Source organism: Motilimonas pumila (assembly GCF_003596335.1).
Lineage (GTDB): Bacteria > Pseudomonadota > Gammaproteobacteria > Enterobacterales > CBDFNC01 > Motilimonas > Motilimonas pumila.
Genome location: NZ_QZCH01000001.1, coordinates 144,436 through 161,249, shown reverse-complemented (window position 1 = coordinate 161,249; position 16,814 = coordinate 144,436). Strand labels below are relative to the sequence as shown.

General features: G+C 45.0%; 15 protein-coding genes. 9 read left to right on the top strand and 6 right to left on the bottom strand.

The features are described from left to right. Positions 1-61 precede the first annotated feature (61 nt). The 5 genes from rbfA to nlpI all read left to right on the top strand — a co-directional run bounded on the left by rbfA (position 62) and on the right by nlpI (position 5,191). Positions 62-457: a 30S ribosome-binding factor RbfA gene (gene rbfA / locus D1Z90_RS00790; RefSeq protein ID WP_119908850.1), complete on the top strand. Its 396-nt coding sequence runs from the start codon at positions 62-64 to the stop codon at positions 455-457. Then, entirely contained in the window at positions 457-1,398 is a 942-nt protein-coding gene (gene truB, locus D1Z90_RS00785; protein ID WP_119908849.1) for a tRNA pseudouridine(55) synthase TruB, read from the top strand. Before rbfA ends, truB begins: the two co-directional genes overlap by 1 nt. 111 nt (positions 1,399-1,509) lie before the next feature. Continuing rightward, positions 1,510-1,779, top strand: a complete 270-nt coding sequence (gene rpsO / locus D1Z90_RS00780) for a 30S ribosomal protein S15 (RefSeq protein ID WP_119908848.1) — start codon at positions 1,510-1,512, stop codon at positions 1,777-1,779. Between the two features lie 299 nt (positions 1,780-2,078). Further along, positions 2,079-4,196: a polyribonucleotide nucleotidyltransferase gene (gene pnp / locus D1Z90_RS00775; protein WP_198419027.1), complete on the top strand. Its 2,118-nt coding sequence runs from the start codon at positions 2,079-2,081 to the stop codon at positions 4,194-4,196. Positions 4,197-4,306: 110 nt separating this feature from the next. After that, positions 4,307-5,191: a lipoprotein NlpI gene (gene nlpI, locus D1Z90_RS00770; protein WP_119908846.1), complete on the top strand. Its 885-nt coding sequence runs from the start codon at positions 4,307-4,309 to the stop codon at positions 5,189-5,191. A 62-nt stretch (positions 5,192-5,253) separates the two neighbouring features. Here nlpI and D1Z90_RS00765 read toward each other — a convergent pair whose 3' ends face one another. Both D1Z90_RS00765 and ubiU read right to left on the bottom strand, forming a co-directional pair. Continuing rightward, positions 5,254-6,138 (bottom strand): U32 family peptidase, encoded by an 885-nt coding sequence (locus D1Z90_RS00765; RefSeq protein ID WP_119908845.1) that lies wholly within the window; start codon positions 6,136-6,138, stop codon positions 5,254-5,256. Positions 6,139-6,146: 8 nt separating this feature from the next. Then, on the bottom strand, positions 6,147-7,142 hold the full coding sequence (gene ubiU / locus D1Z90_RS00760; protein WP_119908844.1) for a ubiquinone anaerobic biosynthesis protein UbiU: 996 nt from the start codon (positions 7,140-7,142) through the stop codon (positions 6,147-6,149). Between the two features lie 178 nt (positions 7,143-7,320). Here ubiU and ubiT point away from each other — a divergent pair, with 178 nt between their 5' ends. The 3 genes from ubiT (at position 7,321) to D1Z90_RS00745 (ending at position 9,675) form a co-directional block, all read left to right on the top strand. Beyond that, positions 7,321-7,833, top strand: coding sequence for a ubiquinone anaerobic biosynthesis accessory factor UbiT (ubiT, locus tag D1Z90_RS00755; RefSeq protein ID WP_119908843.1), 513 nt, complete (start codon positions 7,321-7,323; stop codon positions 7,831-7,833). Positions 7,834-8,138: 305 nt separating this feature from the next. After that, complete coding sequence (locus D1Z90_RS00750; protein ID WP_158587023.1) at positions 8,139-8,750, top strand: NADPH-dependent FMN reductase; 612 nt, start codon at positions 8,139-8,141, stop codon at positions 8,748-8,750. A 112-nt stretch (positions 8,751-8,862) separates the two neighbouring features. Continuing rightward, on the top strand, positions 8,863-9,675 hold the full coding sequence (locus D1Z90_RS00745) for a DUF547 domain-containing protein (RefSeq protein ID WP_198419011.1): 813 nt from the start codon (positions 8,863-8,865) through the stop codon (positions 9,673-9,675). A 43-nt stretch (positions 9,676-9,718) separates the two neighbouring features. Here D1Z90_RS00745 and D1Z90_RS00740 read toward each other — a convergent pair whose 3' ends face one another. The 3 genes from D1Z90_RS00740 to trhP form a co-directional block, all read right to left on the bottom strand. Beyond that, positions 9,719-11,185 carry an MATE family efflux transporter gene (locus tag D1Z90_RS00740; RefSeq protein ID WP_119908841.1) on the bottom strand — a complete coding sequence of 489 codons (1,467 nt, stop codon included), beginning with the start codon at positions 11,183-11,185 and terminating at the stop codon, positions 9,719-9,721. 94 nt (positions 11,186-11,279) lie between these two features. Beyond that, positions 11,280-11,525 (bottom strand): YfhL family 4Fe-4S dicluster ferredoxin, encoded by a 246-nt coding sequence (locus D1Z90_RS00735; RefSeq protein WP_119909185.1) that lies wholly within the window; start codon positions 11,523-11,525, stop codon positions 11,280-11,282. A 54-nt stretch (positions 11,526-11,579) separates the two neighbouring features. After that, positions 11,580-12,980, bottom strand: a complete 1,401-nt coding sequence (gene trhP / locus D1Z90_RS00730; RefSeq protein ID WP_119908840.1) for a prephenate-dependent tRNA uridine(34) hydroxylase TrhP — start codon at positions 12,978-12,980, stop codon at positions 11,580-11,582. 302 nt (positions 12,981-13,282) lie between these two features. Here trhP and gltS point away from each other — a divergent pair, with 302 nt between their 5' ends. After that, on the top strand, positions 13,283-14,506 hold the full coding sequence (gene gltS / locus D1Z90_RS00725; protein WP_119908839.1) for a sodium/glutamate symporter: 1,224 nt from the start codon (positions 13,283-13,285) through the stop codon (positions 14,504-14,506). A gap of 86 nt (positions 14,507-14,592) precedes the next feature. Here gltS and ppk1 read toward each other — a convergent pair whose 3' ends face one another. Further along, positions 14,593-16,704, bottom strand: a complete 2,112-nt coding sequence (ppk1, locus tag D1Z90_RS00720; RefSeq protein ID WP_232525173.1) for a polyphosphate kinase 1 — start codon at positions 16,702-16,704, stop codon at positions 14,593-14,595. Between the last annotated feature and the right edge of the window lie 110 nt (positions 16,705-16,814).

Here is a 16,814-nt window from a genome sequence, read left to right as displayed (position 1 = left end):
GGGGCTTTGGCCCCCATTTTTGTCTTAAAGCTCATTGGCTTTAATGCATAGGTAAAAAATAATGGCAAAAGAATTCAGCCGCACTCAGCGTGTGGGACAACAAATTCAAAAAGAGATTGCGGGAATTTTACAACGTGAAGTAAAAGATCCGCGCATTGGCATGGTGACCGTATCCGGTGTCGAAGTGTCGAGAGATCTGGCGTACGCGACGGTTTATGTCACCTTGCTAAACAATGACAGCGACAGTGTTGAAGAGTCAATGCATGGCTTGTCAGAAGCGTCTGGTTACGTACGTATTCTATTAGGTAAAGCATTGCGTTTACGTATTGTACCTGAAATCCGTTTTGTGTATGACAACTCGTTGGTCGAAGGCTTGCGTTTGTCTGGCTTGGTCAGCGAAGCTATCAGCAGTGATAAGAAAAAGCAAAAGCAATCAGGGCGTGACGAGGAAGAGTAATGGGCAGAAGAGGTAAAGCCAAAGGCCGCAACGTTAACGGTATTTTGTTACTAGACAAGCCTACGGGCATTTCGTCAAACGATGCCTTACAGCGAGTAAAACGGATTTATTTTGCTGCTAAAGCCGGCCATACGGGCGCATTGGATCCATTAGCAACGGGTATGTTGCCAATTTGTTTGGGTGAAGCAACCAAGTTTTCTCAGTACTTGCTCGACTCAGACAAGCGTTATGTCGTCACCGCAAAACTGGGCGTGCGAACCACAACCAGTGACTCCGACGGAGAGGTGGTATCTGAGCGCCCCCTTGAGTTTGACCACGCTGATTTAATTGAAGCTTTGGATCAATTTCGTGGTGACATTAAGCAAATCCCCTCAATGTATTCTGCACTAAAGTATCAAGGTCAGCCTTTGTACAAATATGCTCGTGAAGGCATCGAAGTACCTCGTGAAGCGCGACCAATTACTGTGTACGATCTTAAACTGTTACGGTTTGAAGGGGATGAGTTAGAGCTTGAAGTGCACAGTAGCAAAGGCACGTACATTCGTACCATCATTGATAATTTAGGCGAAGTACTCGGTTGTGGTGCACACGTAACGGTTTTACGTCGTACTCAAGTGAGCACTTACCCTTACGAGCGAATGCTGACTTTAGAACAGCTTGAATGCATACTCGAGCAAGCGCGTGATAATGACGTGGTGCCCAGTGAAGAATTAGATCCTTTATTGCTGCCACTGGATACTGCGGTCACAGACCTGAGCGAAGTCAACATCAGTGATGATATGGCGCATTATGTCATGCATGGTCAGCCGGTTCAGGTGGCGGGTGCGCCAACTTCTGGCTTGGTCCGTATCACCCGTGGCAATGAGCGAGTATTCATTGGCGTAGGCGAAATTAATGACGACGGATTGGTGGGGCCAAAACGTCTGGTTAATTTTGATTAAAGTGTATTTGAAACTTGTGTTTCAACGCTAGGGCGGTATAATCCGCCCCTCATTTTGTAGCTGAATTAGTGATTGGCTACAAATCATTCACCCAAAATATTGGAGTTAGTTATGTCACTAAGTGCAGAAGCTAAAGCAGCAATCGTTGCAGAATACGCAGTTAAAGAAGGCGACACTGGTTCACCAGAAGTACAAGTTGCACTGTTAACCACACAGATCAACCACCTACAAGGTCACTTCAAAACTCACATTCACGATCACCACAGCCGTCGTGGTCTACTACGCATGGTTAGCCAGCGTCGTAAGCTTCTTGATTACCTAAAGCGTAAAAATGCAGAGCGTTACTCTGCGCTTATCGCTAAACTAGGTCTGCGTCGTTAATTTCGACTCAAATCAAGAAAAAGGAGCCTATGGGCTCCTTTTTTTATGCCTGTTATTCAGGTTTTACAAAATACTGTAAATCTTAGGTTTGATAGACAAAGTAAAAGATGAATAGACAATAAATCGCATAATCGCCAATACACTGACCATTTATGCCCTATTCTGGGATAGATTAGCCACTTGACTCACGATATTTGTGTCAAATCAATGAAGCTTCACTTATCTCGTAGGATTTCCAAAGCTTATACAGTATAATTAGCCGCGAAATTAAGAGACCAAAATATAAAGGATGATTCATGTTGAATCCGATTGTTAAGACCTTCCAGTATGGTGAACATACTGTCACAATTGAAACGGGTGCTATCGCTCGTCAAGCTACTGCTGCCGTAATGGTAAGCATGGATGATACTGCAGTATTTGTATCTGTAGTGGGTAAAAAAGAAGCAGATCCAAGCCGTGATTTCTTCCCGCTAACAGTAAACTACCAAGAGAAAACATACGCTGCTGGTAAAATCCCTGGCGGTTTCTTCAAGCGTGAAGGCCGTCCAAGTGAAGGTGAAACTTTAACAGCTCGTCTGATTGACCGTCCAATTCGTCCACTGTTTCCAGAAGGTTTCAAAAACGAAGTACAAGTAGTATGTACGGTTGTTTCTGTTAACCCTGAAATCGATCCTGATTTAGTGGCAATGATTGGTGCATCAGCTGCGCTAAGCATTTCTGGTATGCCGTTCGGTGGCCCAATCGGTGCTGCACGTGTAGGTTACAAAGACGGTAACTACCTACTAAACCCAACCCAAACAGAGCTGACTGAAAGCCAGTTAGATTTAGTTGTAGCAGGTACTAAAGATGCAGTACTTATGGTTGAATCTGAAGCTGAACTGCTATCAGAAGAGATCATGTTAGGGGCGGTAGTATATGGTCACGATGAGCAACAAAAAGTGATCTCTGCTATTAACGAATTTGCTGCTGAAGTTAATACGCCAGCATGGCAGTGGGCTGCACCAGTAGAAAATACTGACCTGAAAGATAAAATCAAAACTCTGGCTGAAGCTAAGCTGACAGAAGCTTACCAAATCAGCGAGAAGACGGCTCGTTACGAGTTAGTTGGCCAAATCACGAAAGACACTGTTGCGGCATTGGTTGAAGCTGATGAAAGCGTTGATCCAAAAGAAGCGGCTGAGCTAGTACACGATCTAGAAAAAGACGTAGTACGTTCACGTATCATTGCTGGTGAGCCTCGTATTGATGGCCGTGAACCAGACACTGTTCGTGCCCTAGATGTGAAGACTGGTGTATTGCCACGTACTCACGGCAGCTCGTTGTTCACCCGTGGTGAAACACAAGCACTGGTTACTTGTACCCTAGGTACTGAGCGTGATGCGCAAAACATCGACTCGATACTGGGCGAGCGTAAAGACCACTTCATGTTGCACTACAACTTCCCTCCATACTGTGTAGGTGAAACTGGCATGATCGGCTCTCCGAAGCGTCGTGAAATCGGCCACGGTCGCCTTGCTAAGCGTGGTGTACAAGCGGTAATGCCAACGGTTGCAGATTTCCCATACACTGTACGTATCGTTTCAGAAATCACTGAATCTAACGGTTCATCTTCTATGGCTTCTGTATGTGGTAGCTCGCTAGCACTGATGGACGCAGGTGTACCTCTGAAATCTTCTGTTGCGGGTATCGCGATGGGCCTAGTAAAAGAAGGCGACAACTTTGTTGTTCTTTCTGACATTCTTGGCGACGAAGATCACCTAGGTGACATGGACTTTAAAGTAGCCGGTAGCACCGAAGGTATTACTGCACTACAAATGGACATTAAAATCCAAGGTATCACTCGTGAAATCATGGAAGTGGCTTTGACGCAAGCACGTGGTGCTCGTCTACACATCCTAAGCGTGATGGACGAAGCGATTTCTGGTGCCCGTGAAGAGATTTCAGAATTTGCTCCTCGTATTCACACCATCAAGATCAACCCTGAGAAAATCCGTGACGTTATTGGTAAAGGTGGCGCAACGATTCGCCAACTTACTGAAGAAACGGGTACGACTATCGAGATTGATGATAACGGTACAGTGAAAATTGCTGCGACCGACGGTGAGCAAGCACGTGATGCAATTGATCGCATTAAAGCACTTACTGCGGAAATCGAAGTAGGCCGTATCTACGAAGGTAAAGTGGTACGTCTGGCTGACTTTGGCGCGTTCGTTAACATCCTACCGGGTAAAGATGGCCTAGTGCATATTTCACAAATCTGCCAAGAGCGTGTTCAGAATGTATCTGATCACCTAAAAGAAGGCGACGAAGTGAAAGTGAAGGTATTGGAAGTTGATCGCCAAGGCCGTGTACGCCTAAGCATCAAAGAAGCGTTAGCAGATCAAGCGGCTCCAGCTGCGGAAGCACCTGCTGAATAAGCTTTTTAAAAAGTAGTTAAAAGGGAGTCTGATGACTCCCTTTTTTCGTTTTATTGCTTTACATTCGCTGTGTTATCAGCGACGCTCTGATATCAACTCGGAGGATATGCATGAAAAATGGTTTACTGGCTGCTCTGCTCTGCGGCGCTATGCTAACTGGTTGTTCCAGTATGGGCGGTGTAGGAAATGGCGGTTCACAGTCTTTAGTACTTGCGACACCTTTGCAGGTGACTTACCAAAGTGAATTAAAATTGATCCGCCTCGGGCAAATGATCAATGCTCCAGAAGTTGAGCCAGAAAAATTAGCGCTACTGTTTTATGAGCGCGGTGCCACCTACGACAAAATTGGCATGACCTCGTTAGCGCGTTTTGACTTTAACCAAGCGCTCAAAGTAAAGCCGGACTTTGCTGAAGCTTATAATTACCTCGGCGTTTACATGACACAAATGCAAGAGTTTGACGCCGCATTTGAAGCGTTCGATTCTGTATTAGAGCTGCAACCTGATCACCAATATGCTTATATGAACCGAGGCATTGCCCTGTATTACGCTGGAGTGACTCATTTAGCAGTAGCGGATTTAGAGCAGTTTGTGAGTTACGACCCAGGTGAGCCCTATCGCAACATATGGTTGTACTTGGCTCAGTCTGAAACGGATCCTGAAGCCGCGTTAGCTAAGTTAAAACAGCGCCAGCAATTACACGCCACTGATGCGTGGGGCTGGAAGATTGTGGACTTTTATACCGGTAAGATCACTGAAAACGAGTTTGTTGCCTCTGTTACAGTGGGAATCGATAACAACCAAGCCCTAGCTGAGCGTTTATCGGAGACTTATTTTTACCTAGGCAAATGGTACCAAGCTAAAGGTAATAACAACTTTGCCGCGAGCTTTTATAAGCTGGCATTGTCTAACAATGTGTACGAGTTTATTGAACACAAGTATGCCTTGCTAGAATTAGACTTGTTGTCTCAACAAAGGCAAGCCTTAACACAATAAGAAATGGCCACTTACGTGGCCATTTTTGTTTTTGCGCAAGGAGAACTTGCCCCTCGATCAGACTATAAGTTAACTTGCTTCATCCCTGCTATTTGGTGCCAATAACCGTTGCACTGATGCTCCAGTTGCACTTTTTCATTGCTTGGCTGCAGCGTGTGCTGTTTAAATTGATTCACCATTGCCAAGGTGTCGTCTAACCCAGGGCTCACCCTCAACACGTCTACTAAACCTGTCATACCGGTGACGTCGTTGATCAGGTTGTAACAATAGCCCGACTGAGTTTGAATGCCATTCACCACAAATAACTGCTGGAATTCTTGGGTTAATAGGGCGCGGCCTGTAGGGTAATTAATACAGCAAAGCTCACAGTCATCTTTGGCTTTATTTTCGGAGCGAGCGGTAAAGCAACGTGCTGAGTAAGCCAATGGCAGGTGACCCCAGCCGAACACTTCGACTTCAAAGTCATTGCGTATGCCCAACTGTTCGCAGTCCGCTAAAATATTACTCAGCCAATCACGAGATAGCTCAACGGGCATCACCCAGCGCTGCATGCCTTGCTTTACAAATAATTTAAGTACATCTGCGTTGTAACAATTTATCGCAGGGCCGCAGACAAAAGCTTGCTTGCGTTCACTTAACAGTTGAATCGCACCGATATCATTGGCTTCTACCATGAATTGGTCATTTTTGCATAAGTCGTCTAATACACGGATCTCAGACGGTGCTTCAAGCAGCGCCATACTGGATAAGACGACTTGCTTGTTAGAGTTTTCGCTGATGGCTTTTGCTAAGGCTAACCAATCCTTCGTTTTAAACTCTCTGCGTTTGCTGCATACCGTTTCACCAAGGTAAATAATGTCAGCGTCGGAGTCGATGGCTTGTTGGTAAAAGTCTTCCACCTTGGCTTTTGGCCAAAAGTACAGAAGTGGGCCGAGTGATACTTGCATGTATGATCCTATTGCCAAGCTTTGTGATAGGCGCCAAGTGTCGTCTGGCTGCCTTCGGAAACATTATCGAGAGTTTGTTGCCAAACTGAGGCTACCTGGTATTGCTCTGGTGCCTGTTGGTAACTGTCTATTGCCTGTCGCCATACCTTGGTAATTTGCTCTACGTAGGCGGGACTGCGTTGCCGTCCTTCAATCTTCACTGCGGCGATTTTTGCTTTGAACAGCTCAGGTAATAAAGACAAGGTGTTTAAGCTGGTTGGCTCTTCTAGCGCATGATACAGGTTATCACCAACCTGAAACTTACCTTTGCATAAAGTGGGGTAGCTGGCTTTTTCATCGCTGTGATAATGGTCTATTAGCACGTCGCTTAAGCGCGAAGTCATGCTGTTACCTTGCTGTTGCCAGCGCACGTATTTTGCGGGTGAACAAGCGCCTACCGTATTAGGTGATTCGCCCGTGATGTAGGACGATAAATAACAGCGGCCCTCAGCCATAATGCACAAGCTACCGAAGGCAAATACTTCCAGCTCAATATCAGTGGCACGTGCGAGCTGTTTTACTTGATGAATGGATAATACACGCGGTAATACCACGCGCTTTACATTAAAGTTCTGTTGGTAGTACTCAATCGCGGGCGCATTGGTAGCAGAGGCTTGGACTGATAAGTGCAGTTCCATTTCCGGATAACGGCGCGTCGCATACTCTAGCGCCGCAATATCGGCCAAGATGATGGCATCCGCACCAATGTCAGCACATTTATCAATTGCTTGATACCAACGCCGTTGTTGCCCTGGGTGAGCAAACGTGTTGATGGCAACGTGCAAGTGTTTTTTATTATCTTTAACGTAACGCACTGCTTTATCGAGTTTTTTGTCGTTAAAGTTCAAGCCTGCAAAGTGACGCGCGTTAGTATCATCTTTAAAGCCAATGTAGACCGCATCCGCACCGTGGTCGATGGCGGTTTTTAGGGCCGGGTAATTACCCGCAGGGCAAAGCAGCTCCATAGTTAAACAGGATCTCTGTAGTAAAAGTGGGGCTGATTGTAGGCAGCAACGAGAGTCGGGATTTTGATGTAGGGCAGAAAGGAGCAGGTTTATTACCGATTAATCTCATAATTTTGATTTAAGCCAGTTTGTCATTAAGCGAGAAAATTATAATGATGGCCATCATTAAGGAGAGCACATGCTGCAACATTTACATCAAGAGTTAGTGAGCCAAGCGGCCCAAATATTTAAATTACCTTGTCAGATCACCCCTAAGGCGTTACAGCAAGGCGCTATCCAAGCGGCGTTAAACCGACTATTAGCCAGTAATATTGCCGAAGGTGACGTCGACTTTTTGATCGATAAATGGCTGCATGTTCACATCACCGACTTAGACCTTAGTTGGGTCATGAGTTTACAGCGAGAAAAGATCACCGTGAAGTTGGGGCAGCACGCAGCAGACGTACACTTTAGCGCCGACTTAAATGACTTAGTGCTGATTGCAGGCCGTAAAGAAGACCCTGATACCTTGTTCTTCCAGCGCCGTTTACACATCAGTGGCGACACCGAACTAGGCTTAGAAGTGAAAAACTTGCTAGACGCCTTAGAGTTAGAAACCTTGCCTTTAAATGGGCACCTCGTCGTGGACAAGTTGTCTCAGTTTGTTGCGCAAGGGGTGAGTTTGTCACAACAGAAAAAAGCGATGAGTTAAACGCTTAACTCAAGCTATTTTACTAGATGGTTATCATTACTTCAGTTGAATATTAAAGCGCTTTCGAGCGCTTTTTTTTATCCGGGCAGAAGATCTGAAATGTGCATCGTGCACATTTAGATTAATAAGCTATATTTTATGTTTTGTTTATTTTTTTAGTGCAATTAATACGCGGGTGTATTACATTGTAAGAAATCGCTTTAAGCGATGCTGGCTTAGAACAGGGCCAAAAATAATATATTAGCTGTTCAATTGATTTAAAAAATAAAGGGCCGAAGCATTCACACCATATAAAGGAGTGTTCGGTGAATCTAGTTATTATCAGTGGTAGTCAGAGAAAAAACTCAGCGGCCAATGCCGTTAGCGCAGCAGTAGAAGCTTTGACGCATGAATCACAAGAAATAATACAAACAGAAGTACTAACCTTAACAGACTTAAAAATTCCAATGTGGGATGACGCCTTAAGCGGTGAAATGGATCTGTGGTTAGGTGAATGGCAGTCCGCTCAACAAGTGTTAGAGCAGGCCGATGCTGTTGTGATAGTGAGCCCCGAGTGGGAAGAAACGTCGCTGAAAAATTTCTACGCTTTATGCGAGCGTGCAGGCTTAGAAGGCAAGCCAAGTTTAGTTGTGCGCATTAGCAGTACTTGTCGTGGTGCTTATGAAGCGAAAGACTTAAGCATGACAAACTTTAGTTACAACACGGCTTTTTATGTGGTTGATCACTTAGTGGTTGCAAACACTGATGAAGTGACTAAGCTGCGTGGACAAAGTTTTGTAATGCCTTTTGCTTGTGAAGAGCGTTTGCTTTATGGACTAAAGCTGCTTAACAGTTTTGTATCTGTGAATAGCCCAGTTGGTCAATTTATGCTGCAAAGCAAAACCAACAAAGAGCCTACAGCCAACTTAATGCACTAATCATATTTGGCTTAAGCTAAGCATTATCAAAAACCAGAGTATTTACTCTGGTTTTTTTTGGCCTAGAATAACGCATTGTAAGCTCCCTTTTTACTTACAAGCAGGTTGTTAAATGTCACAGTTAAAACGCTCGATATGCATGTTTATTAGTGCCTTTATTGCATTCTTTCCTGTCTCAACTTGGGCTGATACCCAAACTGCATTATGGCGCACTGCCTCGGCGCAGCCACAACAAACGGTCTCTCATCAAGATTGGCAATACTTGCTAGACAATTACCTGGTGGTTGATAAATCAGGAATAAACCTATTTCGTTATGGCGCGGTCACCCAAACGGACCAAGAAACATTACATCGCTACATTGCAAAGCTTGAGAGTGTCGCCCCCGCTTTGCTCAGCAAAGACCAGCAAATGGCGTATTGGATAAACTTATACAATGCGGCAACGGTAGCCTTGATTGTTGAAGCTTATCCGGTCAGCAGTATTAAGCGTGTTGGCAGTTGGTTTAATCTAGGGCCATGGGATCAAGAGGTGGTTAGCATCAGTGGTCACAAGCTGAGTTTAAATGACATTGAGCATCAAATATTACGCCCAATTTGGCAAGACCCTCGCATTCACTATGCCGTTAACTGCGCCAGTATCGGCTGTCCAAACTTAGCCAAGCAGGCTTATCATGAAGGCAACCTTGAGGCGCAGCTAGAGCAGCAAGCTCTTGAATATGTCAATCATCCACGTGGTGTGAGGGTTGAAAACGATCAGCTGTACCTTTCAAGTATTTATCATTGGTATCAAGAGGACTTTGGCAGTTTTAACGAGTTAAAACTGCACTTACAGCAATACGCAAAACCTGAATTAAAACAAGCTTTAGGGCTTGTTTCATCTGACTACCAACATAATTACGATTGGTCTCTGAATCAAGCGCCATAGTCAATCAAGCTGAAGCTGGCTAAATGAGAGTGTTAGTAGGGCTTTAGTGGAGTGGTTTATTTTCGACTGGTGCTTGTTGTAGCTCCTCGGCATCGGCGCACATATACACTCGGCTAGAGCAAAAGGGGGTCAATGGCACAGCACTTTCAACGGGCTCATCTTCTGTTTCCTCTTCGTTCACTTGATACTCATCTTGCAACCGATTGACTAAACGGTACGCCAGTATAGCTGCAAAACAACCAAAAATGGTGGCACCTAAAGCCTGGCCATATAGCACCCCCTGTGGCCCAAACCAGTGGGCGCCAAAGTAGACAAACGGAAATGTTCCTAAGGTAGACTTACCAACATTGACATAGGTGGAGTAACGGGCAAACCCCAAATTATTGAAGGAAGCGTTGGCAACAAATTGTGCGCCGGTGAAAACGAAAGTGAAGGCTATCGCTTGGCAAAATGTTCGCACAATTAATGCTCCATCACCTGTGATACCAAAACCTTGTACGATAAAGTCTTGGCTAAATGCCAGCAACATGGCTGCCACTAGTACATACAAGGTGGCAAATTTAAGCGACTCATTTAAGGTTCCTCGTACCCTGTCAAACTGGTTGGCGCCGTAATTTTGTCCTATGATCGGCCCGATTGCTCCGGAAAGCGCAAAAATCATTCCAAAGGCGACCGGTAAAATACGACCCACTACCGCCCAGCCAGCGACGTATCCATCACCAAATTGCGCAATGACGCTGGTCACAAATGCATTGCCAAAGGGGGTTGCGACATTGGTAATCATGGCTGGTCCAGCAACTTTAAAAATCGCCGGCATATCTTGCCACATGGCTTTAAAGTTGAGCGGGGCTAATAACCGATGTTTATTCATTACGCCACTTAAGCTCACTGCTAACACAGCAAAGCGTGCAATCACAGATGCAACCGCAGCGCCATGGATCCCCATAGCCAGTGAAAAAATAAAGATTGGATCTAATACGGCGTTTACCGCGCCACCTGTCAACGTGGAGTACATTGCGCGTTTGGCGTCAGCCACCGAGCGTAGCGCAGCCCCCATGTTCATTGCCAAACATAGCACCGGCAAAGAGGGGACTAAAATTCTCAGGTAATCAACCGCGTAATCATGGGTCTCACCTTTTGCACCGATTAAGCTTAATAGCTCAGGCACAAACCACCAAATGATGGCGCAAAAAACGCTGGTTAATAAGCAACCAAACATGGCGATACTGGTGGCTAGGCGCTTGGCTTCTTCTCGTTTTTTCTGGCCAATGGCCTTAGAGACCAAGGCGGTCATTGAGATCGAGATACCAATCGCAATAGAAGTAGTAAAGAAAGAGATAGAGCCGGCGTACCCCACGGCGGCTGCTAGTTCCGTTTCACCTAATAAGCTAATAAAGAAGAGGTCGATGAGATCAACCAGAAATAGAGCGGTTAAACCAATCGCATTAGTGGAAGACATGACAACGATATGACGAAAGATGGAGCCGTGTAAAAACTTAGCTTGGGGCATAACACTTGGCAACAAAAAAGAGACAAGTGTTAACTATAACAGTTATTTAGCTAAATGCAGGCAGACTTGGCCAGTTTCCTGACCAAGGCAATCATCAGCCGTGAAGCTTAATAAATTTAGCCGTGAGTTGCTCAGGTGTTTCCACGTGCTCAGGATCGGGAATAATGCAATCAATAGGGCACACGGCTACACACGTAGGCTTGTCGTAAAAGCCTTCACACTCAGTGCATAAGTCTGGGTCTATTTCATATATTTCAGCGCCAAAAGTGATTGCCGTATTCGGGCACTCGGGGTCGCACATGTCACAGTTAATGCACTGGTCGGTGATTAATAAAGCCATCATGATACCTCTTAATCAATACGGGCTCAGCCAAGGCTTTACCCGTGACTAAACTTAGGCCGGCGTTGCGGCGTGAGGGTTACGGGTATCGGCATTTTCAGGCAAGTTACGCATGATTAAGGCATGCTCTAGGTTGAGCTCTTGCGGCAGTGCCATGTACACGATGTGGCCAGAGCCTTTTGCGTCATCGATGGCTTCGCCTTTGCGATTTTGCATGTGCTCTAGTGTCAGCGTGATATTACCGCTTGGTGTCATCACTTCTAAGCTATCACCGACTAAGAATTTGTTTTTCACTTCAACTTCGACCAAACCATTACTGTCGTTTCGGCCTTTAATTTCACCCACAAACTGTTGGTGAGTACTGATGGAATATCCATAGTCATAGTTTTGCGCTTCACTGTGGTTGTGACGGCGTAAAAAGCCTTCAGTGTAACCGCGGTGAGCCAAGCTTTCTAAGGTGGTTTTTAAGCTAGGATCAAACGGTCTCCCGGCAACGGCATCCTCAATCGCTTGCTTGTAAATCTGTGCGGTTCTGGCGCAGTAATAAAAGCTCTTAGTTCGGCCTTCAATTTTCAGCGAGTGCACTCCCATTTTGGTGAGTCGCTCAACATGCTCAATCGCTCTTAGGTCTTTTGAGTTCATGATATAGGTGCCATGCTCGTCTTCAAAAGCCGGCATGTACTCACCCGGGCGGCCTTGCTCTTGTAATAAGAAGATTTGGTCGGTGGGCTCACCTTGGCCTAAGGTTGGCGTAACGATTTTTGGCTCAGCTTGAGCGGAATCGGGTACGAAAATTTGTGGGTCGACGGCAACGACGTCACCATTCTCGTTTTCTTTAGCTTCGTGTGCGTCGTATTTCCAGCGGCAAGAGTTGGTACAAGTACCTTGGTTTGGATCGCGTTTATTAATATAGCCTGACAGTAAACAGCGACCAGAGTAAGCCATGCACAAGGCGCCATGAACAAAGACTTCCAGCTCCATTTCCGGAACATGAAAACGAATATCTTCTATTTCATCAAGAGATAACTCACGAGACAAAATAACGCGTTCAATGCCTTGCTGTTGCCAGAATTTAACGGTAGCCCAGTTAACCGCATTAGCTTGCACCGACAGGTGAATTGGCATGTGCGGAAAATGTTCGCGAACCATCATGATAAGACCAGGATCTGACATGATCAACGCATCAGGCCCCATGTTTATGACAGGCTCAATGTCGCGTAAAAAAGTTTTGAGCTTTGAATTATGGGGTTGAATATTACACACCACATACAATTTTTTGCCAAGGGCATGAGCTTCGTTAATGCCAAGTTGCAAGTTTTCGTGATTGAACTCGTTATTACGCACCCGTAATGAGTAGCGAGGCTGGCCGGCATAAACAGCGTCAGCGCCATAAGCAAAGGCGTAGCGCATATTCTTTAAAGTGCCCGCAGGGGACAGTAATTCAGGTTTAAACATGGTGGTTACTCTATGTCTGATATCAAGTCAGGCCTTAACGTGTGTTAAGGGGTGGCGCATTTTACAGTTTAGGCATTAGCAAAGTAAATCGAAAACCTGGTTGTTTTTTATACTGATATTGATCTAGATCAAGTTGGCTTGGGTTTCATGCAAAGGCCAATGTTTTTGAACCCCATTTCCATTTTTCCCTAGCAATATAAGACTGTGTTTTTCAGACGATTTTAAGATGCTCTGCTACGCTTTGAAGTAACCCAATAGTGGTTACTTCAATCAGTTTTTCACTGCACAGGCGTTGAATTATCATGGATAAAGTTTATGAAATCGGCGAATTAGAATCGTTTTTGGTAGCCATTTTGGTCTTATTTATCGGCCACTCCCTCAATCGCCAAATTCCGATTTTGAAAAAATATAACATCCCCGAGCCCATCGTAGGCGGCTTGGTGATGGCGATAATTTTGACCGGTCTGCATTTTGAAGACATCACGTTAAAATTCTCTTTGTCGATGCAACATACCCTGATGCTGATGTTCTTTAGCACGGTCGGTTTAGCGGCAAGCTATCGCATGTTAATGAAAGGTGGCTCTAAAGTATTTTTATTTTTAGGCGTGGCTTCACTTTATATCATCATACAAAACGCGGTGGGAGTAAGTTTGGCTACTTTACTCGGCTTAGAGCCTTTGATGGGACTTATCGCTGGGTCAATTACGCTATCCGGAGGCCATGGCACGGGAGCAGCGTGGTCGCAAACGTTTGCCGAAAACTACGGCATGCAAACCATGGAGTTTGCTATGGCTGCAGCCACCTTTGGCTTGGTCATGGGCGGTATTATTGGCGGGCCAGTGGCTCAGCGTTTGATTGAAAAAAACCAATTAGAATCGGAATATGGCTCGAGCGGTAATCATCACCAAGAATTCCCAGAGCTGATTACGTACGACCAATATGAAGAGGATAAAGTCACCGCCAAGCGAGTGGTTGAAATTCTCTTTATCATCATGATTTGCGTGGTTTCGGCTAAGTGGATCAAGTATGCGGTGGATCTCTACGACATCGGTTGGCTTAAAATGCCAGACTTTGTATACGCGTTATTTGTGGGCGTAATGATTACAAATATTACTGATCTGACAAGGGGCTATAAAGTACACAGTCAATCTGTGGATATTGTCGGTACGGTATCTTTGTCGCTATTTCTGGCCATGGCGTTAATGAGTTTACGCTTGTGGGAGATTTTTGACTTAGCCATTCCTTTATTGGTGATCTTGTGTGTGCAAACCGTGGCTTTGGCTTTGTTTGCGACCTTTATTACGTTTCGTTTAATGGGACGTAATTATGATGCTGCGGTAATTGCGGGCGGTCATTGTGGTTTTGGCATGGGGGCAACGCCCACCGCGGTGATGAACATGGGCGCTTTAGTGACACGCAATGGTCCTTCACCACAAGCGTTTATGGTTGTGCCTATTGTGGGCGCATTTTTTATCGATATAGCGAACCTGATTATTTTGCAAACGTATATTAGTTTTCTTGTTTAGCGCCTGTGTTGCATGTTCGCCAACCAAAAGCCCAGCAAATTGCTGGGCTTTTGGTTGTTTCGGTTTTATCAGCGTTTGGGCAAAGTTTATTGCGGCGCAGCCAGCGCCAGTTCGCGCCGGCGAAGGTAATCGTAGACGCTCACTTGTGAGCGTGTTTTACGGCGATTGCCACGTTTAACGTAAGCGTTGCTTTGCTCTTTATCAATCACCCGCGCCTTAGTCGTATCTTCAAATTGCAACTCCATGATCTCTTTGATAATGGCTTTGAGTTCAGGGTCATAAATCGGGCAACCTACTTCGATACGGTTATCTATGTTGCGAGTCATCCAGTCGGCTGAGGAAATATAGACTCTTTCATCGCCTCCATTGTGGAAAATAAAGGTGCGAGGATGTTCCAAAAACCGATCGACAATGCTGATAACTTTAATGTTTTCGCTGATCCCGGCGACGCCGGGTACTAAGGCGCACATGCCTCGAATGATCATGCGAATTTTAACCCCAGCACTACTGGCCGCATACAATCGAGAGATAATGCCTTTGTCTACTAAGTTATTCACTTTTACCGTAATGGCCGCAGGCTTTTTCTGATTGGCGTTGGCAATCTCAGCGTCAATCATGCGATATAAGTGACGGCGGCAATTTACTGGTGATACCAACAAGTGGTTAAACTTAGCGCGTCGATACGGATGTTCAATAAATTCAAATACAGACTCTACTTCTTGAGCTAAGTCTTGGTTTTTGGTCAACAACGCAAAATCAGTGTAAATCTTGGCCGTTTTCTCGTGAAAGTTACCTGTGCCTAAGTGGGCATACTTAACGATTTCACCGTCCTCTCGTCGACTGATCAAACACAGTTTTGAGTGAACTTTTAACGTGGGAACGCCAAACAGTACTTTTACCCCTGCTTGGGTCAGTTTCTTAGACCACTTAATATTGGCTGCTTCGTCAAAACGGGCTTGTAGTTCCATGACTACGGTAACTTTTTTGCCATTGTTCATGGCATCGATCAGCGAGTTGACGATACGAGATTTCTTAGCCACCCGATAAAGGTTAATCTTGATGGCTGTGACATTTGGGTCAAGCGCGGCTTGGCGCACCATTTCTGTGACATAACGAAACTTGTGATACGGGTAATACAACAAGATATCGCGTTGACTAATGGCGTTAAATACGGTGTCGCATTGGTCTAAATGTTGGCAAGATAACGCCGGAAGTTTTGGATTTTCTAAGTATGCGCGGCCAACGTTAGGAAAACCAATAAAGTCTTTAAAGTTATGGTAGCGACCGCCAGGGATCACGCTGTCGTAAGAAGCCATGTGTAGCTTGTCTTTGATGAAGTCGACCATGTGCAAGGGCATGTCACGATCGTAGACAAAACGCAAAGGTTCGTTGGTTAAACGTTGCTTGAGACTTTCAGACATGTAATCCAGTAAGCCCAGCTCACTTTGCTCTTGCATGTCATATTCGGCATCGCGAGTCATCTTAATGGAGTATGCTGACAAGCTATCGAACTCATAAAAGCCACGGAAGATATCTTCGATGCAAAAACGGATAATATTATCGAGCAAAATAAGGGACTTTTTGCGCCGAGTTTGCTCAGCGGGCAGCTGCACAAAGCGAGGCATGTCGTCGGTGGGCACTTCCACTAACGAATAGCGGGTCTCATCGCCGTTGCGGATCTCTATCGCTAAGTAGGTGTATTCGTCTTTAAGAAACTCAATTAAATCAATATCTTTTGTTAGCTCGATAGGGGCGAGGTGGCGTAATAGCTTGTCGTGGAAATAATGTTTTAGCCACTCTTGATGAAATTCAGACAGCTGCATTTCATTCACTAAAAAGATATTGTGCCGTGCCAGTGCTAAAATTAACTCTTTATAAGTCGCGTCAAAGTCTTGTTGTAACTTCATGACTTTGTTCTGAATTTTAGTCAGTAAGTGCTTGGCATTTTCATCCCCGCCGTGCTCTTCATTGATGATAATACGGCGCTTAACATCCGCCACGCGGACTTTAAAAAACTCATCTAAGTTATTAGAAAAAATGCCTAAAAATCGCACGCGTTCTACAATGGGCACAGTTTTATCCATTGCTTCTTGTAATACTCGCTCATTGAAAGACAGCCAGCTTAATTCCTTTTCCACAAACAGCTTATCTAAGCTCACTTTTTCCCCCTGAAATACCACATCAAAATCAGAATACATCACCGTTTCCATTGCCAGAAAATTAGAGAAAAAAGGCAGGTGATAACAGAGTCGATTTTATAAATGAATGAAAGTTAATCATAGTCGTTTTTTGTGACATTTTTATTAAC